Source organism: Microbacterium oxydans (genome assembly GCF_900095745.1).
GTDB classification, from domain to species: domain Bacteria; phylum Actinomycetota; class Actinomycetes; order Actinomycetales; family Microbacteriaceae; genus Microbacterium; species Microbacterium oxydans_B.
Window position 1 is genome coordinate 152,621 of sequence record NZ_FMIR01000018.1, and the last position, 24,014, is coordinate 176,634.

The window sequence follows — 24,014 nt, forward strand, 5'->3', positions numbered from 1 at the left end:
GCGTAACTGAACGTGGATTGTGACCACGGGCGGGTGCTCTAACACTAGGGCGTGATACCCGTCCACAGGGGGTGCAAGTATCTCGGTGCGTTAACGATCCGATACCGGGATTCCGGGCCGGAGAACCGCGGGTTCAGACGAGTTCGGGCTGGCCGATCCGGCGTCCTCGACGGGCGGCGATCAGCAGGTCGACGACGAAGACGCCGATCGCGATCCAGACGATGATGAACCCGGCCCAGCGCTCCGGCGGCATCGGCTCGTGCAGGATCGCGACGCCGATGAGGAACTGCATCACCGGGGTGATGAACTGGATCATCCCGATCACCGTGAGGTTGATCCGGCGGGTTCCCGCCGCGAACAGCAGCAGGGGCACGGCCGTCGCCACACCGGCGAAGGCCAGCAGCACCGCGTGCACCCACCCGTTGCCGCCCATCGTGATGCCCGCGGGAGTCGTCGCGACCACGATCAGCTGCACGACGGCGATCGGGATGAGCCAGAACGATTCGAGGGCGAGACCGCTGACGGCGTCCACCGCCCGACCGATCTTCTTCTTGATGAGCCCGTACACCCCGAACGACGCGGTCAGCGAGAGCGCGATCCAGGGGAAGTCACCGTAAGCCACGATGATCACGACGACCGCGATCGCGGCGATGGCGATCGCGGCCCACTGCAGCCTGCGGATGCGCTCTTTCAAGACGAAGACACCCAGCAGCACCGTGGTGATCGGGTTGATGAAGTAGCCCAGGCTCGTCTCGACCACGTTGTCGCTGAGCGTTCCGATCAGGAACACCTGCCAGTTGATGTAGATCAGGACACCCGCGAGCGCAGTCCATCCCAGCAGCTTCGGCTGCCGCAGGATCACGCCGAACGGCCCCCAGCCGCGCGTGACCGTGAGCAGCAGGATGCAGAAGACGAACGACAGCAGCACCCGCCACGCGACGACCTCCCACGGACCGGTCGGAACCAGGAGGAGGAAATAGAGCGGGAGCACGCCCCAGAGGAGATAGGCGGCTCCGGCGTAGGCGACTCCGGCGGTCTGGGTGGCGCGGGTCGTCTCGGGGGTCACCGCACAACACTATGCCCGCGTCGACGGTCCGAAGAGCGACGGTGAGCCGTCCTCGCGGAGTTCGGCAGGAATCGGATGCTCGATGGCGGGATGCAGAAGGGGGCCCGGATGCCGAAGCATCCGAGCCCCCTTCGAGGACCTGGGCACCGCCTCTTCGAGAGCGGCGGAACCGGGTTCAGCAGATCAGCGGACGACGACCGCCAGGACGTCGCGAGCGGACAGGACGAGGTACTCGTCTGCGCCGAACTTGACCTCGGTGCCGCCGTACTTGCTGTACAGGACACGGTCGCCGACGGCGACGTCGATCGGAACGCGGTTGCCGTTGTCGTCGATGCGGCCGGGGCCGACAGCCACGACCTCGCCCTCCTGGGGCTTCTCCTTGGCGGTGTCGGGGATGACCAGGCCACTCGCGGTGGTCTGCTCGGCCTCGACCTGCTGGATGACGATGCGGTCTTCGAGCGGCTTGATGGAAACCGACACGGTCTACCTCTTCTTTCTTGACACTGACACGAAAGACTTGTTCGCACTCTCAACCCGAGAGTGCTAATCCAGTCTATGCGCTGGGCTGGCACTCATGCAATGCGAGTGCCAGCGCACGCCGCGATTCACCGACGCGAGCGGGAATTAGGCTGAGGGCGTGGAGATGTCCGAGCTGCGTGCCCTGCTGATCCCCGCCGGTCTCGAACTGCTCGACGCGGTCGGGACGATCGGGTCGACCGCCGACGTCGCGCGGGCCGTGTCGCGGCTGCGTGCCGCCGGACACTCCCCCGAACTGGTCTCGGCGGTGGTCGGCCAGGCGCACCTGCGGTCCAAGGCGACGGCGAAGTTCGGCCCCTTCGCCGCGCGGATGCTGTTCACCAGAGCCGGGCTCGAGCAGGCGACGCGGCTCGGTGTGGCCGCACGGCACGCCCAGCGGATCCGCAGCGCGGGGTTCACGACCGTGGCCGATCTCGGCTGCGGGATCGGTGGCGACGCACTCGCATTCGCCGGAGCCGGGCTCGACGTGCTCGCCGTCGATGCCGACGAGGTGACCGCCGCCATCGCGGCCTACAACCTCGCCCCGTTCGGTGAGGGTGCAGTGGTGCGGCACGGCACGGCGGAAGACGCCTTCGAGGGCGCGGAGGCGTCGGCCGCGCGCGCGATCTGGATGGACCCGGCGCGGCGCACCTCCGGGCACAGCGAGACCCGTCGTGTCTCTGCCGACGACTACTCCCCCTCGCTGGACTGGGCGTTCGACGTCGCCGCGCGCGTGCCGACGGGCATCAAGCTCGGCCCCGCGCACGACCGCGACACTCTTCCCGTCGACGCCGAGGCGCAGTGGGTGAGCGCCGACGGCAGCGTCGTCGAGCTGGTCGTGTGGAGCGGCGCCCTCGCCCGAGAAGGCGTGCGGCGCTCGGCACTCGTGATCCGCGACGACCGCTCGCACGAGATGACCGCGCCCGCTGACGTCGCCGACGAGCCCGTGCGCGAGCTCGGCGCCTTCCTGCACGAGCCCGACGGCGCCGTGATCCGTGCCCGCCTGATCGGCGATGTCGCACGGAGCCTCGACGCCGGGATGCTCGACGAGCACATCGCCTACCTCACGTCGGATGCCGCGCTGACGAGCCCGTTCGTGCAGTCGTTCCGCGTGCGCGAGACCCTGCCCGCCAACCCCAAGGCGATCAGCGCCGCTCTCCAGGCGCACGGCATCGGTCGCATCGAGATCAAGAAGCGCGGAGTCGACATCGACCCCGCGGCGTTCCGGAAGAAGCTCGTGCTGCGCGGCGATCAGGAGGCCACGCTGATCCTCGCGCGCATCGGCGATCAGCGGCGGGCGATCCTCGCCGATCGGGTTCCTGCCGCCAGCTGACCGTCGCCGAGCCCCGCCGGGGTCAGCCGCCGTCGCTCGGGTCCTCGACCTCGATCTGCTCACCCGGCGACACCTGGATCACGACGGGGTCGTTCTCGACGCCGGGCACCGCGGACTCGACCGAGACGGACAGGTACGGCGTCAGCTGGCCCGTGAACTGCAGGTCGAGCGCGGCGGTCGAGACCCGCGCGCCCGAGGGATCGACGGTCTCGAGTTTCACGGTGAGGCCCTCCGCGAATGCGGTCTCTGAGGGCTTGCACACCACGGGACCGGCGGCATCCACGATCAGGCATCGCTCCGTCGCTCCGGCATCCGACAGCCGATCCCCCAGCCACACCGGCGCGTTTCGGAAGGTTCCGACCATCGAGAGGCCGAGCTCGAACCCCTCCGTGGTGAGCGATTCCGCTCGGTCGCGCACTTCTTCGGGGAACTGGGCCAGGAGCGAATCGATCCCGCCCCATCGTTGGATCGCGACCAGCGGCTCCCCCGCCGTCGAGAGGAGCATCGTGGCGTGGATCGTGTCGGAACCCGTGTCGCCCGGGAGCGTCAGCGATGTGGACAAGCCGCGCTCCGTCTCTTCCGCGGCGAGACAGTTGGTCTGCGACTGCACGCCGACGTCGAGGATCAGGCAGGCGTCCGATCCTTCGTCTTTCGTCGCGTACCAGACCAGTGCATCCTCGTCCTGCGCCACCGCGCGGATGGACCCGGGATCGAACGCCTCCGTGGCCAGCTCTCCCCGGCGCTGCTGCTGCTCCTGCGTCAACGGGATGCTCGCGGCCCGCGGTGCGAACAGTCCCCAGCCGACGCCGACCCCGATCGCGAGCAGGACGGCGGACGCAGCGACCGACGTCATCATCGCCCGACGGCGCGTCACACCTCGAGCCGTCGTCGGCATCGGCGGCGACGTCGGCGATGCCTGCGAGTCCGGAGCGTCCTGTGGGTCTCTCCCGGCGGCAACGTCGGCGGCATCGGACACCGGGAGCGCTTCATCGACGAGCCCGATCACCCGTTCCGCCTGATCCTGTCTCGTCGGCCCGCCAGCGCTGTCGGATTCTCCGCCGGGCTCGATCCGCTCGGGTGGAACGACGGCAGAGCTCGAACGATGCGAATCCTCGAGCGCGCGCAGACGCTGGGATTCCGCCTCGGTCAGCAGTCCACTCCGGCCATAGGCCTTTCGCTGCAGGACCCGAAGCTCTTCGGCCTCAGTCGCCGACGGCACCCGAGGCATCTCCCTCCCGGGTGATGGTCAGATACCCGGGCCCCCGATTCGACATCAACTCCAGGTGCGTCACGCCACCCGTCTCGGCGTCGACGACGTTGAGCACGAGGCCCGAGGCCTGCTCCTGCATGGTCTGCGGGTCGGCGCAGGCCACTGGAGCTTCATCCGTCGACCCGTCGTAGATGAGGCACTGGTTCTGCGACTCGGTCTGCACGGCGGTCCAGATCGGCACGTCGCCGTCGTAGCCGACCACCCAGAGCGAGCCGGCCTCGAAGCCGTTCTCCGACAACCGGGCCGCGGCCTCCGATTCCGCCTCGTTCGCGTAGGTGATGCCGCTCTCGCTCGTGTCGTAGTCGTACGCGCTCACCGCGACAGCGGGTTCGCCCGACGCGGTGAAGAGCATCTGCGCGCTGACCTCGCGCTGCAGGTCCCCTTTGCCCTTGACCGAGATCGAGCCGTACATGCCGGTCGCGGCGATCATCTCGGTGCGTTCGCAGGTCGGAACCGTCGCCTCGCCCGTGCCCAGGATCAGGCAGGTGCGCTCCTGGCCGCCCTTCGTCGCCGTCCAGATGACCACGTCCTCCTCGACGCCGAGCGCGTGGATCGAACCGGGATCATACACACCGGTCGCGACGAGATCGTTCTGCCATCCCTGCTGATCGGCGGTCAACTCCACCGCTGCGGCGCCGGATCGACCGAACGCGAGCCAGCCGATCCCCACTCCGATCGCGAGCACCACGACCGCCGCCAGGGCGACCGGGCGCCAGCGAGGACGCAGTGCGGAGAGCGCGGAGCGCCAGGACGACGATGCGGACGATGCTCCGTCCTCGACGCCTGCTGAGGGTTCGCCCGCCGGCACTCCGGCAGGGGCAGCATCGATTTCATCGGCGGCATCGTCGGCTCCCGCTGACTTCGCCGCAGACTCCGAATCCTCGACGGGTGGTCCGGCGACGACGCGCTCTGCGGATCCGCTCTCGGCGGCCGGTGCGACCCGACGGTCCTCCAGCTCGCGAAGACGTTCGGCTTCGGCCTCAGTCAGCGCGGAATCACGACCGTACGCCCGCGCCTGCAGAGAACGCAGCTCCTCCGACTCCTCCCGCTCGAGCATCCGGTCAGCCGAGCTTCTCGAACTGCATGCCCGCCCAGACCAACCAGCCCAGGCTGTACACCGTGGCGCAGAGGCCGAGAACGAGCGCCCAGAGCGCGATCGCACGGCTCTCGAGCGGACGCCGCAGCGACATGATCGCGGCGATGACCGCGACCACCGCGACGGGGATCCCCCAACCGACGAAGAACGACGCTCCGAGGGCCACGATCGCGGCGAGCAGGGCCCACGGCGCGAGCCGGGTGTCGTCGATGGGGATGGCGCCCGTCGTCGGCTCCCACTCCGCCTCCGCCGGGGCGTCGATGTCGGGTCCGCTCACCACCACCGGTTCGATGCCGACGGGGCCGGTGGGGAGTTTCGTGTACCCCTCGCGACGGGCACCGGGAAGCCGCGGCGCTGCCCCGGGATGCTGCTCGACCTCGTCGCTGGCGCGTTCGACGCGCGCCGGCGGCGTGGCGGGAGTCTTCGCGTCGCGCGAGCCGGAGCCGTCGCTCATGCGGGCACCGCCTCGGCGATCTGGATCTCGGTGACCGGAAGCGTGGAGTCCGCCCCGAACGCCAGAGTCGACGGGCGGCGGCCCGAGGAGATCAGCTCGGCCGCCAGCGCAGCGATCATCGCACCGTTGTCGGTGCACAGCGACAGCGGCGGGATCCGCACCGTGACGCCGGCCTCATCGGCACGCCGGAGGGCGACCTCGCGCAGCCGACGGTTCGCGATCACACCGCCACCCAGCAGCAGGCGCGGCACCCCGAGGTCGGCGCAGGCCGCGAGCGCCTTGGTCACCAGCACGTCGACGACCGCCTCGCGGAAGCTCGCGGCGACGTCGGCCACGGGTACCTCGACCCCGTCGGCCTCGCAGCGCTCGACCCACCGCGCGACGGCGGTCTTCAGACCCGAGAACGAGAAGTCGTACCGATGCTTCGCCAGATCCGAGGCGCGGGAGAGCCCGCGCGGGAACCGGATGGCGTTCGGGTCGCCATCGGCCGCCGCCCGGTCGATCTCGGGACCACCGGGGTACGGCAGGGACAGGAGGCGGGCGACCTTGTCGAAGGCTTCGCCGGCGGCGTCGTCCATCGTCTCGCCGAGCAGCTCGACATCGGTGGTGAGGTCGCGGACGTGCAGCAGCGAAGTGTGGCCACCGGAGACCAGCAGCGCGATGGTCGGGTACTCGAGCGGCGCGGAATCGGCGGTCAGGATGTCGGCGGCGATGTGTCCGACGAGGTGGTTGACGGCATACAGCGGTTTGTCGATCGCGACGGCGAGGCCCTTCGCCGCTCCCACTCCGACCATCAGGGCACCCGCGAGACCGGGACCGCTCGTGACGGCGACCGCGTCGAGGTCATCGAGACCCACGCCCGCTTCGGCGAGCGCCGCGTCGATCGCGGGCTGCATCGCCTCGAGGTGCGCCCGCGCGGCGACCTCGGGCACGACGCCGCCGTATCGGGCGTGCTCGTCCATGCTCGACGCGATGGTGTTCGAGAGCAGGGTGCGCCCGCGGACGATGCCGATGCCCGTCTCGTCGCAGCTCGTCTCGATGCCGAGGACCAGAGGTTCGCTCATGCCTTCGCCTCCTCGGTCGTGTCGTGCGATGCCGGGTGGCGGCGCAGTTCCAGACGCATCACGATCGCGTCCACGTCGTCCGGCTGATAGTAGCGGGGGCGACGGCCGATCTCCTCGAAGCCCTCCGCGAGGTACAGGCCCTCTGCCGCGGGGTTGTCGGCTCTGACCTCGAGGAACACCTCACGGGCACCGCGCTCGGCCGCCGCGGCCAGCAGCCCGTGCAGGAGCGCGCGGCCCCGGCCCTGTCCGCGGTGCTCGGCGAGGAGCGCGATGGTCTGGATGTCGGCGTCGGCACTGCCGGTCAGGGCACGCACGCCGCCGTAGCCGATGACCTGGTCGTCGTGCTCGTCGACCAGGTAGCGGCCGTGGATGCTCGCGAGCTCGGCGGCCATGGTCTCGCGGCTCCACGCGTCGGTCGGGAAAGAGCGCTCCTCGATCGCCATGATCGCGTCGAGGTCGTCCACGGTGGCGTCGCGCAGGGTCATGAGCCGACCTTCTTCGGCGCACCGGGCACCGTCACGTCGGGGTGGCGCATGTACAGCGGCTCGTCGCCCGTGAGCGTGCGACCGGCGGCCAGGGCGCGTGCTCCGACGCGCGCCAGGTCCGGTGCCGACAGCGTGGCGACGTCGATGCGGCGGATGCCGTCGAGGTGCGCGTCGGCGTCGGCCGCCCGCACGAGGACGGTGTCGGCGATGACGCGCGGGATCCCATCGGCATCCACCCCGTCGAAGACAGTGATCGCGACCTCACGGCGGCGGGCGTCGGTGACGATCGCGAACGGCTGCGACTCGGTCTCGAGTGCGGTGAGCGCGGCGGCGAGATGGCTGGGGACCGGGACGACCGGGATGCCGCGTCCGAGGGCGAAGGCCCGTGCCGCGGCGATGCCGATGCGGAGCCCGGTGAAGGGTCCCGGGCCCATGCCGGCGACGACATGCGTCACCTCGCCGTCACCCGCATCGCTGAGCGCCTCGAGGAGCAGGTCGCCGATCACCTCGGCGTGGCCCAGCGGGTCGGTGGCGGCGGTTTCGGCGCGTCGCGCCCCGTCGGCATCGATGAGGGCGACAGCGGTGCCCAGGGAGGTGTCGACGGCAAGGATCACGTCTCCAGGGTAGCCGTGGTCGCGCTGGGAGAGCGGCCCGGAGTGCCCGCGGCTCGCGCCTCAGCCCAGCGGCGCGCGGAGCGGGTAGTCCTGATCCTCGAGGATCACCTGCGACGCGGCTCCCGTGGTGCGATTGACGATCACGGGCGCCATCAGGTTCACACTCACGCCTTCGGCGGAAGGATGGGCTACCACGAGGACCAGTGCGTCGTCGGCCGAGCCGAGCGCGAGGTTCTCGGCCTGCTCGTCGCTGAGGATCGGCGCATACTCGCCGAGCACGGTCCGGGGGTCGACGAGGTACAGGCGCAGATCCGCGTCGTCCACGGCTCGCATCGAGAACAGGCCGTCGGCACCGTCGACCGGCGCGAGAGCGAAATCGACGTGCGGCGCGAGTCCGGGAGGGGGCGTGAGGAAGCTGAGTGCGGCGGTCATCGCAGGAAGTCCATCAGCGAGGGCTGGAGAACGCGCGCGTTCACCGCGAGCGCGGAGCGGTACACGAGTTCCTGCGCCTGCAGACGCACGAGCACCTCGATCGAATCGACGTCCTCGACCGCCGTGCGGCGGGATTCGAGGGACACGGAATTCTGCACTGCCGCCTCCTTGGCGCGTTCGATCTGAGACTGGCGTGTTCCGACGGAACCCTGCACTCCGAGCATGGCGGTGCGTCGATCGTCGATCTCTGCGAGACGAGGGCCGACGTTCGTTCCGGAGCGGAGGTCGGCGACGATCTTGTCGACGAGCGCGAACACCGAGTCATCGCCGGTACCGAAGACCGCGGCGCCGTCGGTGTCGACGCGGACCGATGCCGCATCCGAGACGCGACGGCTGACTTCGGAGCCCGCCACGCCGCTGTACGAGTAGTCCGCGGCGAACGCCGCCGTGTCCGAGGTGCCGGCGAACACCGAGCGACCGAGAAGCCGGGTGTTCGCCTGGGACAGGAGCTCCTTGCGGATGCCCTCGAGCTCGACGGCGAGCGCCTCCTTGGCGGTGGCATCCAGCGCACCGTCGTTCGCCCCCTGGGCGGTGAGGTCGCGGACCCGGCCCAGCAGCGACGTGCTCGCGGTTATCGCGACATCCGCCGCCGTTACCCACGCGAGCCCGTCGTCGATGTTGCGTGCGTACTGGCCGTTGCGGCGCTGCTCCGCATGCAGGGCGAGGGCGGCGGCCGCGGCCGCCGGGTCTTCGGACGGAGTGGCGAAAGCCCGCTGCGACGTCGCCTGCTCCTGCAGACGCGCCAGCTCGGTGAGGTTGGACTGCAGCTGGCGCATCGCCGTCTGCGTCATGGATGACGATGTCACTCGAGAGATCACGGTGCTCCTTTATCAGCGTCCGACGAGGCCGGTGCGGTTGATGAGGACGTCGAGCGCCTCGTCCACCGCCGTCATCACGCGGGCTGCGGCCTGGTAGGCGGTCTGGTAGGTGAGCAGGCTGATCGTCTCCTCGTCGCCGTCGACGGCGGCGACGGACTGCTGCGCCCCGACCGCGGCGACAGCCGCCGAATCGGAGACCTTCGCCCGCTGCACGTCGGCTGCCGTCGCGACGCCGAAGCGCGTGACGTGATCGGACCAGAGCGCGTCGGGCGAGGTGGCGCCGCGCCCGATCTGCGAGATCAGGTCGGCGTTGGTCGCATCCAGCGCACCGGCACCCGGTGCGGCGAGCGCCAGCTCGGACGGGGTCGTCACGGCGACCCGCAGTCCGAGCGCGGCCGACCCGGTCGTCGGAAGGGTGAAGAAGTCTCCACCCGGCTGCCCGGACGAGGTGACGCCCGCACGGTGCTGCGCGTTCAGTGCCCCGGCGAGGGCCGTCGCCACCGCGTCGTAGGTCGAGGCGAGCTGAGCGAGCATCCCGCCGTCGGCTGCCGGCGCGAGCACGGCGAGCGAGCCACCGAGCTCACCGCCGTCGATCGAGGCCGGGAGATCGGGGGCGGATGCCCACGAGACGGTGAAGCGCTGCCCCGCGTCGATCGTGGCCGGGCCGTTGAGGACGAGGTGGCGCGCATCGGAACCCGAGACCAGCGCGTTGCCGCCGACGCGGAGGGTCATCGACCCGTCGCTCTCGATCGTGGCCGCCGCCCCGGACATGCGGGCGACGTTCTGTGCGAGCACGCTCCGCTGGTCCATGAGCTCGTTCGCCGAGCGCCCGGAGGCGAGGGCGTCGCGGATCTCGCCGTTGAGCACCGCGATCTGGTCCGCAGCCGCGTTCACCTGCGTCACCGTGCGCTCGGCCGTCGCGCGCGCGTCGCTCCACTGGGTGGCCACGGTGCGGTAACCGCCGGCGATGTGGGAGGCGAGCTCCTTGGCGGATTCGAGGATGGTGGATGCCGCTGCACCGGAGTCCGGTGTGTTGGCGAGATCTTGCCACCCGGACCAGAACTTCGACAGTCGCGCCGCCAGTCCGTTCTCGGTGGGCTCGGCGAGCGAGGCCTCGATCGTGGTCGCGGCGACGGCGCGCGTGGACCAGAAGCCCGATGCGGCGAGCGAGTCGCGGACCCGGGCGTCGAGCAGGGCATCACCGAGACGGGCGACGCCGTCGATCGAGACGCCGTGTCCCGGCAGAGCGCCGACGCTGAATCGGCCCGACTGGGCGATAGCCGAGACCGCGGAGGTCTGCACCCGCTGGCGCGTGTACCCCTCGGTCTTCTGGTTGGCGATGTTCTGCCCGACTACGTCCATGCCGCGTCGGGCGGCCGCGAGTCCGCTGGCCGCGGTGTTCAATCCGCTGAAGGTCGACATGATCCCCTTCCGGTCACATCTCGGTGTCGATGATGCGCGCTGCGTCGTCGCGTGCGCGGTCACCGTTCGTCGTGTACTCGCCCGTCTCGTGCCCCAGCGCGGCGAGCGTCTCCTGAGTGGCACGGAGCACGCCGCTGAGCTGCTCCGTGTTCGCGTCGCGCAGCTGCTCGACCTCGGCGGCGAGTTTCGTCAGCGCGCGCATGTGGTCGGCGAAAACCTCTTGCCACGCGCCCTCCGGCGCGTGTGCGACGAGTTCGCGGATCGTCGCACCCTCCGGAGCCCCCCACTCCTCGGCGACCGCGGCGACCTCGACGGTGCGCGCGAGTCCCGCGCCGCGCAGGCGATCGAGGACCTGATCGATCTCACGCGCGGCGAACTGGATCCACTGGGATCGTCCGGCCGCGAGCAGCAGCTGCTGTTCGTCTAGTTTGAAGAGCAGCATCTCGAGCAGTTCACGCTCGCGCCACAGCTGTATCGATAGTTCGTTGGCTCCCATGATCCCCTTTTCCCCAGTGATCGCCACGCCTGTTAACGCGGCCAAAGGTCACTATCGGCTGCCGCGCCCCTAAGGTTACTATGTGGAACGGCGGTGGGTAGTTCTCCCCATGTACAGATCACAAGAAGTGTGATAAGTGCATCTACTCATCTCCTTGGAGCTTCCGGAGTGAATCCAGAGAGGTGGATCATCCCCCATGTCGTCGCGCGCTGAGCGCAATCTCCTTATCGAGAGCAACCTCCCCCTGGTCGGCTACCTCGCCTCTGAAACGCACAACCGAGCAACCCATATCCCCCGTGACGAGCTCGCGGCCGTCGGAGCGCTCGCGCTCGTGACCGCCGCCGATGCCTTCGACCCGTCGCTGGGCGTCCCCTTCGGCGCCTACGCGCGCCGCCGCATCCTCGGCGCGTTCGCGGATGAGATGCGTTCCATGGACTGGGCCTCCCGCGGCATCCGCAAGCGCATCAAAGAGACGGTCGCCGTGCGCGAGACCCTCACCGCAGGACTCGGCAGAACGGCGACAGCGGCCGAGGTCGCCACCACGATGGGCGTCGCGAAGGATGTCGTCCTCGAAGCCCTCGGCGATGCCGCCCGCACCGTCACCACTCTGGAAGACCCCGCCGCCCGCGACGTGGCAGCCGACATCCCGCTTCCTGAGGAGTCGGCGCTCGTCGGAGAGCGCCGCGAGGTGCTCGAGCAGGCCGTCGCCGCGCTGCCGGAGCGCATGCGCCGGATCGTGCAGAGCGTCTACTTCGAAGAGCGCCCCGTCAAGGAGATCGCCGAAGAACTCGGCGTCACCCACTCCGCGGTGTCGCAACAGAGGTCGGAGGCCATCCGCCTGCTGCGCGACGCCCTGGACCGGTACTTCGCCGAAGGCGCCGCCCCCGCCACGACGACCCGGGTGTCGGCCGGAGCACGGGACGCCTACTTCACGCGGATCGCCGACGCGGCCAGCGCGCGGATCGCCGGCGTCTTCCGCGAATCGGCCCCCGCCTAGCCCGACACCTCCGAAGGTCGCTCTCGCGACCGGAGAAGATCCGGGTAGTCGTCATCACCGGCGGTGCTGCCGGACATATCTCATGTAACGACCCTTCACGATGGGAGTGACATGGATACCCCAGACCGTCTGGACCTGCTTCTCGAGCGCTCGGCACCCGCGCCGTTGCGCATCGACGACGACCTCCGCCGCACGATGGACGAGGCCGCGCACACGGCTCGCGCGCAGACGTCGGCTGCGCAGCCGCGCGCCGCCCGACGAACACCGCGCCTCGTCGCGGGCTTCGGGCTGGCCGTCCTGTTGACCGGTGGCGCCGGTGCTGCCGTTGCCGCGGGAGGCTTCGAGTGGTTGCCCTGGGCGCAGGAGCCCGATGCGGCCTACGTCTTCACGCTGCCGAGCGGCCGCGAATGCGAGCTGCGGGTCGTCGTCGAACAGACGGAAGACGTGGGCGACTGGAACGCGTTCGTCACCGACGTCGGACATCTCGCCGTCGAGAGCACCGCTGTCGAGCGGTGGGCGGATCGGATCCGGTCGGATCCCCACGCGATCATCCCGGTCTTGAACGACGACGGTCAGCGAGAGGACGCCGGGCCCGCTGCGGAGCCGTCTGAGGACGATGTGTACGCGACCGCTCATAACGTCGCGATGCGCGAAGCCGTGACCCAGCGGGCTGAGGAGGCAGGCGTCGTGTGGGGCTATGGCGGCGATGAGCAGCTGCAGTGCGAGGCAGTGGCCCCGTGACCTCGATCAATCGCAAGAAACGGCTGCTGACCACGGTCCTGCGCGAATCGAACGGGGACGTCCTGCGGTTCCTGCACCGGCGCGTCGGGTCGGACGATGCGCCCGATCTGTTCGGAGAGACACTGCTGATCGCGTGGCGGCGCGTCGAGGACCTGCCCGACGACGCGACCGAGGCGCGGATGTGGCTGTTCGGGCTGGCCCGCGGCACGCTGTTGAACCACACGCGGGGCCAGCGCCGTCGCTTGGCCCTGGTCGATAAGGTGCGCGCCCACATGCCCGTGGCGGCGGCACCTCCGGCGGACGAGGGCGGTGAGGTCCGCGACGCCCTGGAGCGTCTGAAGCCGGAGCTCGCGGAGATCGTCCAGCTCGTCCACTGGGACGGGTTCACGCTCGGCCAGGCGGCCGACATCGTCGGCATTCCCGCGGCGACGGCGCGATCCCGATACGCCCGCGCCAAGGAAGATCTCCGAGTTGCGCTGGGGGTCATCGCCTAGCGGCGCCACGCGCCCGGCTAACGCGCGCGCCGCCTCCGCCGATAGGTGTGTGCGGGAGACCACGGATGGTCTCTCGCACAATGAAATTCACGGAGGAGAACCCTTATGGGTATGCAGATCAACACCAACGTGTCGGCGCTCAACGCCTACCGCAACCTGTCCAGCACGCAGAACGACCTGTCGAAGTCGCTCGAGAAGCTTTCGAGCGGTCTGCGGATCAACCGTGCAGCGGACGACGCCGCCGGCCTCGCGATCTCCGAGGGCCTGCGCTCGCAGGTCAACGGCCTGAACGTCGCGGCCCGCAACGCCCAGGACGGCATCTCGGTCATCCAGACCGCGGAAGGCGCCCTGACCGAGGTCCACTCGATCCTGCAGCGCGTTCGCGACCTGACCGCTCAGGGTGCGAACGACTCGAACAACGCGAAGTCGCGCGAAGCGATCCAGAAGGAGATCAACACCCTCGGTGATGAGCTCACCCGGATCGCCGAGAGCACGAACTTCAACGGCATCAAGCTGCTCTCGGGCGGCACGACGCTGACGTTCCAGGTCGGTGCGGGCGCAGTCGCCGCCGAGGACCAGATCTCGGTCGACCTGACCAACTTCGCCACCCTCGGAGCGGACATCAAGGGCTACGCGGCGACGATGACGGATGCGGCCACCTACGGTGCCGCGCTCGCTGACATCGACACGGAGATCCAGGCGGTCTCGACCGCACGTGCCGGTTACGGTGCGCTGCAGAACCGCTTCGAGTCGACCATCAACAGCCTCAACGTGTCGGCGGAGAACCTCGCCGCCGCCGAGAGCCGGATCCGCGACACCGATATGGCGTCCGAGATGGTCAAGTTCACCTCGGCGAACATCCTGTCGCAGGCGGGCACGGCCATGCTGGCCCAGGCGAACCAGTCCAACCAGGGCGTTCTCCAGCTCCTGCGCTGAACCACGCCATAGGGTCCGGGCGGCGGCTGCGATCGTCGCCCGGACTCTATCCGCTCCCGACCTGCAAAGGCGATCATGTCTCTCTCGCTCGACGGCCTCGTCTCCGGCCTGAAGACCACAGAGGTCATCAAGGCCCTGATGGACGTGCACGCCATCCCGCGCTCGCTGCTCAAGGCGAAGATGGATGACAAGAACGGCATCGTCACCCAGCTGCAGACGCTGAACACCGCGATCCAGAACCTCGCCACCGCCGCCGGGAAGGCCGCGTCGCCCGACGGGCTGGCACGGTTCACGACATCGTCGTCGTCGAACACGGTCACGGTCGCGACGCGCACCGGTGCCGCCCCGGTCTCGGCGGAGATCGTCGTCGACAAGGTCGCGAAGACCCACACCATCGTCTCGGCCGCGTCGAACGGATGGCCCGTCGACCCGCCGGTGATCACCCTCGAGAACGCCAAGGGCGAGCGTCTGCAGATCGAAGCCGACGGCGCCTCGATGCAGGAGGTCGCCCAGGCCATCAACGAAGCGGGCTTCGGAGTCGTCGCGTCAGCAGTGCCCGCGGGCCGCGACGCCGACGGCAACCCCCTGCACCGCCTGCAGCTGCGCGCCGCAGACTCGGGCGAGGGCGGCCAGTTCCGCGCCTATCGCGGAGACGTCGCCGCGGTCGAGGCGGGCACCGCATCCGACATCGCCACCGAAGCAGGGGCCGCCGTGATCGCGGTGGGCGCCGACGCACAGTTGCGGCTGTGGGCGGGCACCAGCGCCGAACAGGTGCTGACCTCGTCGAGCAACACCTTCACCGATCTGTTCGACGGTGTCGACGTGACGGTGTCCGCGGCATCCGCCGACGCCGTCATGATCGGCGTGACCGTCGACACCGAGGCCCGGACGAAGGCCTCCGCCGAATTCATCGCCGCGGTCAAAGACATCCTGACGCGCATCGACAACGGGTCGAAGGCCACCGTCGCCGCGAACCCGGGCGACAAGACCACCCTCGGCGTCTTCACGGGCGACAGCACCGTCCGCTCGCTGCGGACGGCGATCGCCGACGCCATCCAGCATCCGGTCGACGGCGTCTCCCCCTCATCGATCGGCATCGAGACCGACATGTACGGCGTGCTCAGCTTCGACGAGGAGAAGTTCGCCGAAGCCCTCGCGAAAGACCCGGATGCGGTCGCCGGCCTGTTCTCCGACGTCGCCTCGCGCGTGCAGGACACGGCGAAGGTCTACTCCGACAAGTACGACGGCCTGCTCACCTCCCGCATCACCGGCCAGGAGAGCGAGGTCAAGAGCCTCGGCGAGCAGATGGAGCGCTGGGACGTGCGCCTCGCCCAGCGGAAAGCGACGCTCGAGCGCACCTACGCCCGCCTCGAGGTCATGCTGTCGCAGCTGCAGTCGCAGTCCACCTACCTGTCGTCGCAGATCGCCGCCCTGCCGACCTCGAGCTCGGGGAAGTGAGCATGAACGCCGCCCTGCGTGCGCAGCAGCGCTACCGTGACGATGCCGTGCTGTCGGCACCACCCGAGCGTCTCGTGACGCTGCTGTACGACCGGCTGCTGCTCGACATCGAGCGCGGCGAGGCCGCCCAGCGGGCCGAGGACTGGACCGAGGCGAACGCCCAGCTGCAGCACGCGCAGGCCATCGTTTCGGAGCTGACCTCGTCGTTGACCGACGACTGGAACGGCAGCGCCGGCCTCCGCTCGGTGTACGTCTTCCTGTCGCAGACCCTGATCGGCGCCAACATCGGCCGCGATCCCGAGCGCACCCGGGCGTGCCACGGGATCGTCGCCCCACTGCGGGACGCGTGGCACGAAGCCGCCAGGACCGTCGCGGAGACCCGTTCGTGAGACCCGCCGAGGAGTCCGAGCTGGGGAACCCCGACGAGTGGACCGCCCTCCTGGATCGACTCGAGCTCGACGCCGACCGGATCCTCGCGGCCGCCCCCGGAACCGCCGAGACGGCTGTCATCGAACCGTGGACGCCGCCCTCCACTCCCCTGCCCGTGCATCTCGCCGATCGCGCCCGCCGGGTGGTCGAGCGTCAGCGCCTCGCGATGGAGCGCGCCCGCACCGATCTCGACGACCTCCGACAGCACCTCGGCGTCGTGGACCGGATCCCCGGAACGCGGCGTCCCGATGCTCCCGCATTCCTCGACGTCGACGGCTGAGACCGCTCCCTAACGCCGTGCGCGACCCTGCCGATAGAACAGGGAGAGCACGGATGGCTCGCAAGACTCGGCCAGGGATCGGCCACACCACCACACACGGGGAGCGGTCGTGTTCGATTCTGTGACCATCAACGCGCTGACGAGCGCGCTCGACGGCCTCGCGCTGCGGCAGCGGGCGATCGCCGACAACATCGCCAACATCAACACCCCCGACTACCACGCCAAGCGGGTGCGCTTCGAAGAGGCACTCGCCGACTCGGTGCAGGCGGGCGACGGACGGGTCGGCTCGACGGTCGGCACCTCGCTCGAGCCGACGCGCCTGAACGGCAACAACGTCAACCTCGACACCGAGACCCTGTCCAGCGTCGACACGATGCTGCGCTACCAGTTCGCCACGCAGGCCGTGAACGGCTCGTTCGCGTCGATGCGCGCGGCGATGAGGACCTCATGACCTTCGACGCGATCGGCATCGCGAGCACCGGGCTGACCGTGCACCGCAAGTGGCTCGACGCCATCAGCGACAACATCGCGAACATCAACACCGTGACGGCGACCGACGGCGCCGCCTTCCGTGCGCGGTACATCACGGCCCAGACCAGCGACCAGTCGCCCGGTGTGTATGTCGCCGGCGCCGTGCAGGGCAGCGCCGAGGGGCGGCTCGTGCACCAGCCCGACCACCCGCTCGCCGACGCCGACGGCTACGTCCGCTACCCCGACATCGACCTCGGCGACCAGATGAGCCAGCTCATCCTCGCGCAGCGCGGCTACCAGGCCAGTGCCGCGATCGTCGACCGTGCCCGCAACGCCTACGAATCCGCCCTCCAGATCGGACGCAGCTGATGGATCCCCTCTCCGGCGTCGAGGGCATCTCCTCGGCGTTCACCCTCGCCCCGCCCACCGCTCCGGCGAAGGCGGCGGACGACACCGCCTTCGCGAACAGCGTCACCGGTGCGATCGACGAGCTGCGCTCCCTGCAATCAGAGTCCGACGCGCTCAAGGTCGCCGCCGTCACGGGTGACCTCGACGACATCCACTCGGCCATGATCGCCTCCTCGCGCGCATCGGTCACCCTGGAACTCGTCGCCGCCGTGCGCAACAAGGGCGTCGACGCGTTCAACGAGATCATGCGGATGCAAGCCTGATGCCGCAGGCTGTCACCAACGTCTTCCAGCGGATCGGACGCGTGATCGCGGGCTTCACGCTCGCGCAGCGCACCATCGCGATCATCGGCGTCGCCGTGCTCGCGCTCGGGATCGTCGCGCTCTCCAGCTGGCTGACCCGCTCGACCTACACCCCACTGTTCTCGGGGATGAGCGCCTCCGATGCGAATGCCGTCGTCGAGCAGCTGCGTTCGTCGTCCGTCCCCTACGAACTCGCCGACGGCGGAGCCACCGTGCTCGTGCCGGAGAAGGACGTCTACGACCAGCGGCTCGCCGCCGCCTCCGCAGGTCTCCCCGGTGCGAGTTCCGGCGGGTACTCGCTGCTCGACGACATGGGCGTGACCACTTCGGAGTTCCAGCAGTCCGTGACCTACAAGCGCGCCATCGAGGGCGAGCTCGCCGCGACCATCTCGTCGATCGAGGGCGTGACCGCGGCCTCCGTGCAGCTCGCCATCCCGGAGGAGAGCGTCTTCGTCTCGGAGACCGTCGACGCCACCGCATCGGTGTTCGTGGAGACGTCGGGCAGTGCGTCGCTCACCTCGAAGCAGGTCGAGGCGATCGTGCACCTGACCTCCGCCGCCGTCAGCGGCATGAAGCCCGAGAACGTCGCCGTCGTGGACCAGAGCGGCCAGACCCTCTCGGCCGCCGGCGTCGGGGCGATCGGCGGCGTCGACCAGCAGGCCGGCGACTACGAGGCACGGGTGACCGCGAGCGTGCAGCAGATGCTCGACACCGTCGTCGGACCCGGCAACGCGACCGTGACCGTGGTCGCCGAGATCGACCGCTCGGTCAACGAGCGCGTCGAAGAGACCTACACCCCGGCGGAGGGCGCGCCTCCGCTGACCGAGCAGTCTCGAACGGACACGCAGAACGGCTCGAGCTCGAACGCCGGCGTGCTCGGACCCGACAACATCGCGGTGCCGTCGGCCGGCGCGGACGGCACCTCCGAATCCACGGAGACGTCGAAGACCAACGCCGTCAACAAGAGCACCCAGAGCACCTCGACCCCCGCCGGCAACGTGCTGCGCCAGTCGGTCTCGGTCGCGGTCGACGCGGGTGCCGGTGGCGACCTGAGCACCGCGCAGCTGACCGAACTGGTCGAGACCGCCGCGGGGATCGACACCGCACGCGGCGACTCCATCGCGGTCGAACTCGTGTCGTTCAGCCAGACGGATGCCGAAGCCGCGCAGGCCGCCCTCCAGGCCGCCAAGGACGCCGAGGCCGCGGAACGTCAGTCGGTCCTGCTGAACACCGCGATCATCGCCGCAGCGATCGCACTGCCCCTGCTGCTCGCGGTCATCGCCGCCCTCGTGCGGATGCGGCGTCGCGCCAACTCGGCGACCGAGTTCGACCAGTTGTTCGGCGACCGGCCGGCTCCGCTGTCGGCGGCCCTCGGCCCCGGTGCGGCCACCGTCGCCATCGACCAGGCCGCCACGACCCCGCTGGCCTTCCTCGAGACGACTCCCGATCCCGAGCCGGAGCCCGACCCCGAGCCCGCGCAGGTGAGCCTCGAGCGCCGCCGCGCCGAGATCGACTCCCTGACGCGACAGGACCCGAAGCGCACGGCCGACCTGCTGCGGACCCTCATCGACGACAGGCAGCACGTATGAGCGGGCTGACCGACCGGCAGACGGCGGCCGTCGTGCTGATGAACCTCGACCGCGCGCAGGCGATCGAGGTGATGAAGCATCTCTCGGAATCGGAGGCCGAGGCCGTCGCGGCCGAGATCATCGAGCTGCAGGACCTGGATGCCGCCACCACCGCTCAGGCGCTCGGACAGTTCCACCGGATCGCGACGGGACACCTGCCGCCCGCCCGCGGTGGCCGCGACCTCGCGGCCGGTCTGCTGGAAGCCTCGTTCGGTGCGGAACGTGCGGCGGCCGTGCTCGGCAGGGTGGGTTCGACGTCGATGAACTCGTCGTTCGAGTTCCTCGGCTCCGCCGACCCGGCGCAGCTCGCGACGCTGCTCGACGGCGAGCTTCCGCAGACCGTCGCCCTCGTGCTCGCGCACCTGCCCACCGACCGGGCGGCAGCCGTGCTGGCGGCGCTCCCCGACCCGACCCGTACCGACGTCGCCCACGCGATCGCGACCATGGGCACCGCGTCACAGGAGGCGATCGCGATCGTGGCCGACGCGTTGAAGACCCGTACCGGGAGCTTCGCGAGCCGCGACGCGCCGGAGACCCTCGGCGGCGTCGAACCGCTCGTCGAGATCATCGCCCGCTCCGGAGCGACCGTCGAGAAGGCGCTGCTCGCGAGCATCGAGGACCGCGACAGTGCCCTCGCGGAAGACATCCGGTCGCGCATGTTCACCTTCGCCGACGTCGTCAAGCTCGACGACCGCGACACCCAGCGGGTGCTGCGCGGCATGGACATCCGCTCTCTCGCTCTCGCGCTGAAGGGCGCCAACCAGGGGATCGCCGACCTCATCCGCCGCAACGTCTCCGAACGCAACCGGGAGAACCTCGATGAGGAGGCACGGACGCTCGGCCCCGTGCGCGTCTCGCAGGTCGAGGAGGCCAGAGCCGAGATCGTGCGCACCATCCGCGCTCTCGAAGCGGCGGGCGACATCACGGTGCAGCGCACCGACGAGGACGAGTATGTCTACTGACGCGTTCGCTCCGGTGCTGTTCCCGCGTCTCGACGGACACGCGGACGGCGCGGAGCATGCGCGCGCCCGGATGCGCGGCTACGCCGAAGGACACGCAGAGGGCTTCCGTGCCGGGCTCGCCGAGGCCGAGTCGGCACAGCGGGTCGCCGCCGCGGAGCAGGCAGCCCGCGACGCGGCAGCCGCGCGCGAGGTGGAGACCGCGGTCTCGGCACTGCAGGCCGCAGCCCGGTCACTGGGCGAGCGGGAGCGCGCACTCACCAGCGCCGCGGGCGATGAGGTGCTGCGCTGCGCGATCGAGCTGGCGGAGTTGATTCTGGCGGCCGAACTCTCGGACGCCGGTTCTTCGGCGGCGGCGGCCGCCCGGCGAGCACTCGCGGTCACCGACCCCGCCGATATCCGCGAGGTACGCCTGCACCCCGACGACCTGCAGACGCTGCAGACCGCGGAGTCGGACCTGACCGCGTTCGCCCTCGTCGCCGACGACACGCTCGAGCGCGGCGATGCTGTCGCGGCCCTGGCGCACGGACACATCGACGCCCGGATCGGCAGCGCCCTCGAGCGCGCCCGCCGCGCACTGGTCGAGGCCGGGTCGTGACGGCCTGGACCGCCGTCCGCGAGGCGGTTCGACCGGAACGCGTCGGCGTCGTCTCCCAGGTGCGCGGCCTGAGCGTGCAGGTGCGAGGGCTCGAAGGCGCCGTCGGCGATGTCGTGACGCTCGACGGGGTCGATGCCGAAGTCGTCGCGATCGGCGAGGGCGGTCTGCGGTGCATGCCCCTCGGCGCCGTCGCCGGGCTCACCGTCGGAGCACCCGTGCGGGGTCGCGGTGGCCCGCTCCGTGTGCCGACCGGAAACGCGCTGCTCGGGCGGGTCCTGGACGGACTCGGTCGGCCGATCGACGGCAAGGGCCCCTTGACCGGCGCGATCTCGGTGAGCCTCGACCACGCTCCGCCCTCGATCATGGGGCGCGACCGGATCGACTCCCCTCTTCCGCTCGGGGTGCGCGCGCTCGACACGCTCGTCAGCGTGGGTCGCGGGCAGCGCGTGGGGCTCTTCGCCGGCTCGGGAGTGGGCAAGTCGTCGCTGCTGTCGATGATCGCGCGCGGCACCGAGGCCGAGGTGACGGTGATCGCCCTCGTCGGCGAGCGTGGCCGCGAGGTGCGCGAGTTCATCGAAGACGACCTGGGGCCGGAGGGACTCGCTCGTTCGGTGGTCGTCGTCTCGACCTCCGACCAGCCGGCCATGGCGCGCATCCGGGCCGCGTACACCGCCACCCGGATCGCCGAGGCCTTCCGTGACGAGGGCGCGCACGCCATCCTCATGATGGACTCGCTGACCCGCGTGGCGATGGCGCAGCGCGAGATCGGCCTCTCCGCGGGAGAGCCCCCGGCGACCCGCGGTTACCCGCCGTCGACGTTCTCGCTCCTCGCCGGCCTGCTCGAACGGGCCGGCACCGATCGGCGCGGCTCGATCACCGGCATCTACACGGTGCTCGTCGACGGCGACGACCACAACGAGCCGATCGCCGACACCGTGCGCTCGATCCTCGACGGCCACGTCGTGCTCGATCGCGCGCTCGCGCTCTCAGGCCACCACCCGGCGATCGACGTGCTCGGCTCCGTCTCCCGCGTGGTGGGGAAGATCACCGCCCCCGGGCAGCGGGCGCACGCGGCGACGCTACGTGCGGTGCTCGCCGCGCGTCGCCGGGCCAACGACCTGATCGACATCGGCGCGTACCAGCCGGGTGCCGACGCCCGCATCGACGCCGCGATCGCCCACGAACGGGCGATCTCCGCCTTCCTCACCCAGTCGCTCGACGAGACGAGCGCGATCGACGAATCGTGGCGTCGACTCGACGAGCTCGTCTCCGGTTTCGGAGGAGTCTCATGACACGGTCGTTCTCCCTGGCGGGCCTGCTGCGTGTGCGCGAGATCCAGGAGCGCGCGGCGGCGCAGCGGCTCTCCCGCGCGGTGCTCGACGCCCGGCACACCGAGGCCCGCGATCGGTCCCTGCGCGCTCATCTCTCCGGTGCCGGGAGTGAAGCCGTGGACGTCCGCTCGCTGGCCGCGCTCGCGGCCGCCCGTGTGGCCGGGCGGACGCTGCTCTCCGACCTGACGGTGCTGGCGGAACTGCAGGAGCAGACCGTCGACCAGGCCCGCGCGGAGCACTCGGAGGCACGACGAGCGATGCGCGGACTCGACCGTCTCGCCCAGGCGCACGCCGTGCGGGTGCGGGCGGCCGAGCTGCACGCCGAACAGGCGGAGCTCGACGAGATCGGATCGCGCACCGACACGGAGGGGCAGTCGTGACCGCGCTCGGCATCGTCGACATGCTCGACCCTCGCGCGTCGCGGCCGAGCGGTGCGTCACCTTCGCGCGGCGTCACCCCGGGGGCCTCGGCCTTCGCCGACGTGATCCAGGATGCGGCGCGGGCTCAGCTCGCCGAAGACGCGCCTGCCGACGGCGTCCCCACCGAGGGAGTGTCGTCGGGTTCCTCGACGGGAACCGAGACGACGGATGCGGCCGCCGAATCCGCTGATCCGGTTGTTCCGGTGGCCGCATCGCCTCTCCCACCCCTCACGACCCTCACGATCCCGAGCGGGTCGGGGACTGTGGCTCCCGTCGACGAAAGCACCATGGGAGCGGACCCCGACCTCGACGGGCCCCCGCCACCGGTGGATGCCGGGGAAAACACCGGAGCGGCGGATGCCCCTGCGGAAGCCGCCGACCCCACCCCGATCGCGGCGTCCGGCGCTGTGGCCGCATCGGTCGATCCGGCACGCACCACCGCATCGACGGCAGCCCTGGCCGCCTCATCCGTGCCGCCCGCCGCGACCGGCGCATCGTCGCCGCGCGCCTCGACCGGGCCCGCCGCCGTCGGTGCGGCATCGGCTCCTGTCGGCAGCGACGGTATCGCCGGCGCATCCGGTGCGAACAGCACGGCGGCGGATGCTCCGGCCGATGTGACTCTCCGCCTTGTGCCCGTCGCCGCTGGGCCGCACGGTGCCGTCGCCGCGGCTGCGGCTGCCTCGACGCAACCGGCACCGGGGTCGGACGCCGACGCGGCGCTCCTGGCGGGGACAGCATCCGCCGTCGATAGGGCATCCGATACCGCGCCGTCCCCTGCAGGCTCGACTCCGGTCGCCACTGCCCCCGCCGCATCGGCACCCGCGACCGAGGATGCCACCGGCTCGACGGCCGCCGTCACTGCACCGGCTCCCGCCTCGCCGCCCCCGTTCGCCCCGGCCACGCCTGCCGCCGCCGCCGTCGCCCGCCCGGTACTGCTCCCCCAGATCACAGCGCCCGTCGTCTCCCTCGCCCAGGCCGCAGACGGCGATCACAGCCTCACGCTGACCGTGTCGCCGGAGAACCTCGGGCCGGTGACCGTGCGCGCGCACATCTCCGGCGGGGCCATCCACATCGAGCTGCACGCCCCGAACGACCTCGGACGCGAGGCGCTGCGGGCCGTGCTCGCCGACCTGCGGCGGGATCTCGCCGCAGCGGCTCCGCACGCCTCCCTGATGCTGTCGACCTCGGACGACGGCCCGGGCTCATCGAATCCACAGACATCACCGAACAGCAGCGGCTCCGCGAACGGCAACGCGACGAACGGCAACGCGGCGAGCGCGGGCGGCGGCCAGGCCCGCGGCGACGCACCCGCCGACCGGAATGCCGGCGCGCGGCCGAACCCGGTCGTCGTCCCCACCGCACCGGACGGCGCACCATCCGGCCCCCTCGACGCGCCGCTCGGCGGCATCGATGTCTTCGCCTGATCCGAGAGGAACC

29 protein-coding genes are annotated in these 24,014 nt (G+C 70.5%); 17 read left to right on the top strand and 12 right to left on the bottom strand.

From position 1 onward, the window contains the following. Nucleotides 1-133: 133 nt before the first annotated feature. Nucleotides 134-1,066, bottom strand: coding sequence for an EamA family transporter RarD (rarD, locus tag BQ2383_RS13415; protein WP_091034978.1), 933 nt, complete (start codon nucleotides 1,064-1,066; stop codon nucleotides 134-136). A 183-nt stretch (nucleotides 1,067-1,249) separates the two neighbouring features. Continuing rightward, complete coding sequence (gene groES, locus BQ2383_RS13420; protein WP_028502311.1) at nucleotides 1,250-1,546, bottom strand: co-chaperone GroES; 297 nt, start codon at nucleotides 1,544-1,546, stop codon at nucleotides 1,250-1,252. A gap of 163 nt (nucleotides 1,547-1,709) precedes the next feature. Here groES and BQ2383_RS13425 point away from each other — a divergent pair, with 163 nt between their 5' ends. Continuing rightward, nucleotides 1,710-2,915: a THUMP-like domain-containing protein gene (locus BQ2383_RS13425; RefSeq protein ID WP_432206345.1), complete on the top strand. Its 1,206-nt coding sequence runs from the start codon at nucleotides 1,710-1,712 to the stop codon at nucleotides 2,913-2,915. Nucleotides 2,916-2,937: 22 nt separating this feature from the next. On the opposite strand, the gene BQ2383_RS13430 is transcribed toward BQ2383_RS13425, so the two are convergent. The 10 genes from BQ2383_RS13430 to flgN are packed head-to-tail and all read right to left on the bottom strand — an operon-like array spanning nucleotide 2,938 to nucleotide 11,126. Continuing rightward, on the bottom strand, nucleotides 2,938-4,134 hold the full coding sequence (locus BQ2383_RS13430; protein WP_091034983.1) for a hypothetical protein: 1,197 nt from the start codon (nucleotides 4,132-4,134) through the stop codon (nucleotides 2,938-2,940). Then, nucleotides 4,118-5,242, bottom strand: a complete 1,125-nt coding sequence (locus BQ2383_RS13435; protein ID WP_091034986.1) for a hypothetical protein — start codon at nucleotides 5,240-5,242, stop codon at nucleotides 4,118-4,120. The genes BQ2383_RS13430 and BQ2383_RS13435 overlap by 17 nt, the downstream gene beginning before the upstream one ends. A 4-nt stretch (nucleotides 5,243-5,246) precedes the next feature. Next, nucleotides 5,247-5,735: a hypothetical protein gene (locus BQ2383_RS13440; RefSeq protein ID WP_091034989.1), complete on the bottom strand. Its 489-nt coding sequence runs from the start codon at nucleotides 5,733-5,735 to the stop codon at nucleotides 5,247-5,249. After that, nucleotides 5,732-6,799, bottom strand: a complete 1,068-nt coding sequence (tsaD, locus tag BQ2383_RS13445) for a tRNA (adenosine(37)-N6)-threonylcarbamoyltransferase complex transferase subunit TsaD (RefSeq protein ID WP_091034991.1) — start codon at nucleotides 6,797-6,799, stop codon at nucleotides 5,732-5,734. The genes BQ2383_RS13440 and tsaD overlap by 4 nt, the downstream gene beginning before the upstream one ends. Beyond that, nucleotides 6,796-7,284, bottom strand: a complete 489-nt coding sequence (gene rimI, locus BQ2383_RS13450; RefSeq protein WP_091034994.1) for a ribosomal protein S18-alanine N-acetyltransferase — start codon at nucleotides 7,282-7,284, stop codon at nucleotides 6,796-6,798. The genes tsaD and rimI overlap by 4 nt, the downstream gene beginning before the upstream one ends. Continuing rightward, complete coding sequence (gene tsaB / locus BQ2383_RS13455) at nucleotides 7,281-7,898, bottom strand: tRNA (adenosine(37)-N6)-threonylcarbamoyltransferase complex dimerization subunit type 1 TsaB (protein ID WP_091034998.1); 618 nt, start codon at nucleotides 7,896-7,898, stop codon at nucleotides 7,281-7,283. Before tsaB ends, rimI begins: the two co-directional genes overlap by 4 nt. Before the next feature lie 60 nt (nucleotides 7,899-7,958). Next, a complete protein-coding gene (locus tag BQ2383_RS13460; protein WP_091035001.1) occupies nucleotides 7,959-8,330 on the bottom strand; it encodes a flagellar assembly protein FliW in 372 nt (123 codons plus the stop codon). Beyond that, nucleotides 8,327-9,208, bottom strand: a complete 882-nt coding sequence (locus BQ2383_RS13465) for a flagellin (RefSeq protein WP_091035003.1) — start codon at nucleotides 9,206-9,208, stop codon at nucleotides 8,327-8,329. The genes BQ2383_RS13460 and BQ2383_RS13465 overlap by 4 nt, the downstream gene beginning before the upstream one ends. A 12-nt stretch (nucleotides 9,209-9,220) precedes the next feature. Beyond that, entirely contained in the window at nucleotides 9,221-10,630 is a 1,410-nt protein-coding gene (gene flgK, locus BQ2383_RS13470) for a flagellar hook-associated protein FlgK (protein WP_091035005.1), read from the bottom strand. A 13-nt stretch (nucleotides 10,631-10,643) separates the two neighbouring features. Then, entirely contained in the window at nucleotides 10,644-11,126 is a 483-nt protein-coding gene (gene flgN / locus BQ2383_RS13475) for a flagellar export chaperone FlgN (protein WP_029262230.1), read from the bottom strand. Nucleotides 11,127-11,322: 196 nt separating this feature from the next. Here flgN and BQ2383_RS13480 point away from each other — a divergent pair, with 196 nt between their 5' ends. The 16 genes from BQ2383_RS13480 to BQ2383_RS13555 all read left to right on the top strand — a co-directional run bounded on the left by BQ2383_RS13480 (nucleotide 11,323) and on the right by BQ2383_RS13555 (nucleotide 24,001). After that, nucleotides 11,323-12,123 carry a sigma-70 family RNA polymerase sigma factor gene (locus BQ2383_RS13480; protein WP_091035007.1) on the top strand — a complete coding sequence of 267 codons (801 nt, stop codon included), beginning with the start codon at nucleotides 11,323-11,325 and terminating at the stop codon, nucleotides 12,121-12,123. 111 nt (nucleotides 12,124-12,234) lie between these two features. After that, nucleotides 12,235-12,864 (top strand): hypothetical protein, encoded by a 630-nt coding sequence (locus tag BQ2383_RS13485; RefSeq protein ID WP_091035010.1) that lies wholly within the window; start codon nucleotides 12,235-12,237, stop codon nucleotides 12,862-12,864. Further along, nucleotides 12,861-13,358, top strand: coding sequence for an RNA polymerase sigma factor (locus BQ2383_RS13490; protein ID WP_091035011.1), 498 nt, complete (start codon nucleotides 12,861-12,863; stop codon nucleotides 13,356-13,358). The genes BQ2383_RS13485 and BQ2383_RS13490 overlap by 4 nt, the downstream gene beginning before the upstream one ends. A 105-nt stretch (nucleotides 13,359-13,463) precedes the next feature. Then, nucleotides 13,464-14,294 carry a flagellin gene (locus BQ2383_RS13495; RefSeq protein ID WP_091035013.1) on the top strand — a complete coding sequence of 277 codons (831 nt, stop codon included), beginning with the start codon at nucleotides 13,464-13,466 and terminating at the stop codon, nucleotides 14,292-14,294. A 75-nt stretch (nucleotides 14,295-14,369) separates the two neighbouring features. After that, nucleotides 14,370-15,752 (top strand): flagellar filament capping protein FliD, encoded by a 1,383-nt coding sequence (gene fliD, locus BQ2383_RS13500; protein ID WP_091035015.1) that lies wholly within the window; start codon nucleotides 14,370-14,372, stop codon nucleotides 15,750-15,752. 2 nt (nucleotides 15,753-15,754) lie between these two features. Beyond that, complete coding sequence (fliS, locus tag BQ2383_RS13505; RefSeq protein WP_029262226.1) at nucleotides 15,755-16,141, top strand: flagellar export chaperone FliS; 387 nt, start codon at nucleotides 15,755-15,757, stop codon at nucleotides 16,139-16,141. After that, nucleotides 16,138-16,461, top strand: coding sequence for a hypothetical protein (locus BQ2383_RS13510; RefSeq protein WP_244176014.1), 324 nt, complete (start codon nucleotides 16,138-16,140; stop codon nucleotides 16,459-16,461). The genes fliS and BQ2383_RS13510 overlap by 4 nt, the downstream gene beginning before the upstream one ends. 109 nt (nucleotides 16,462-16,570) lie before the next feature. Continuing rightward, entirely contained in the window at nucleotides 16,571-16,912 is a 342-nt protein-coding gene (locus BQ2383_RS13515; RefSeq protein ID WP_029262224.1) for a flagellar basal body rod protein FlgB, read from the top strand. After that, nucleotides 16,909-17,301 carry a flagellar basal body rod protein FlgC gene (locus BQ2383_RS13520; protein ID WP_029262223.1) on the top strand — a complete coding sequence of 131 codons (393 nt, stop codon included), beginning with the start codon at nucleotides 16,909-16,911 and terminating at the stop codon, nucleotides 17,299-17,301. The genes BQ2383_RS13515 and BQ2383_RS13520 overlap by 4 nt, the downstream gene beginning before the upstream one ends. Further along, a complete protein-coding gene (fliE, locus tag BQ2383_RS13525; RefSeq protein WP_029262222.1) occupies nucleotides 17,301-17,603 on the top strand; it encodes a flagellar hook-basal body complex protein FliE in 303 nt (100 codons plus the stop codon). Before BQ2383_RS13520 ends, fliE begins: the two co-directional genes overlap by 1 nt. Next, nucleotides 17,603-19,231 (top strand): flagellar basal-body MS-ring/collar protein FliF, encoded by a 1,629-nt coding sequence (gene fliF / locus BQ2383_RS13530; RefSeq protein ID WP_091035017.1) that lies wholly within the window; start codon nucleotides 17,603-17,605, stop codon nucleotides 19,229-19,231. The genes fliE and fliF overlap by 1 nt, the downstream gene beginning before the upstream one ends. After that, a complete protein-coding gene (gene fliG, locus BQ2383_RS13535) occupies nucleotides 19,228-20,232 on the top strand; it encodes a flagellar motor switch protein FliG (RefSeq protein WP_091035019.1) in 1,005 nt (334 codons plus the stop codon). Before fliF ends, fliG begins: the two co-directional genes overlap by 4 nt. Beyond that, entirely contained in the window at nucleotides 20,222-20,827 is a 606-nt protein-coding gene (locus tag BQ2383_RS13540; protein ID WP_091035022.1) for a FliH/SctL family protein, read from the top strand. The genes fliG and BQ2383_RS13540 overlap by 11 nt, the downstream gene beginning before the upstream one ends. Continuing rightward, a complete protein-coding gene (locus BQ2383_RS13545; RefSeq protein WP_091035024.1) occupies nucleotides 20,824-22,119 on the top strand; it encodes a FliI/YscN family ATPase in 1,296 nt (431 codons plus the stop codon). The genes BQ2383_RS13540 and BQ2383_RS13545 overlap by 4 nt, the downstream gene beginning before the upstream one ends. Further along, a complete protein-coding gene (locus BQ2383_RS13550; RefSeq protein WP_091035027.1) occupies nucleotides 22,116-22,538 on the top strand; it encodes a hypothetical protein in 423 nt (140 codons plus the stop codon). Before BQ2383_RS13545 ends, BQ2383_RS13550 begins: the two co-directional genes overlap by 4 nt. Further along, entirely contained in the window at nucleotides 22,535-24,001 is a 1,467-nt protein-coding gene (locus tag BQ2383_RS13555) for a flagellar hook-length control protein FliK (protein ID WP_091035030.1), read from the top strand. Before BQ2383_RS13550 ends, BQ2383_RS13555 begins: the two co-directional genes overlap by 4 nt. Nucleotides 24,002-24,014: the final 13 nt, after the last annotated feature.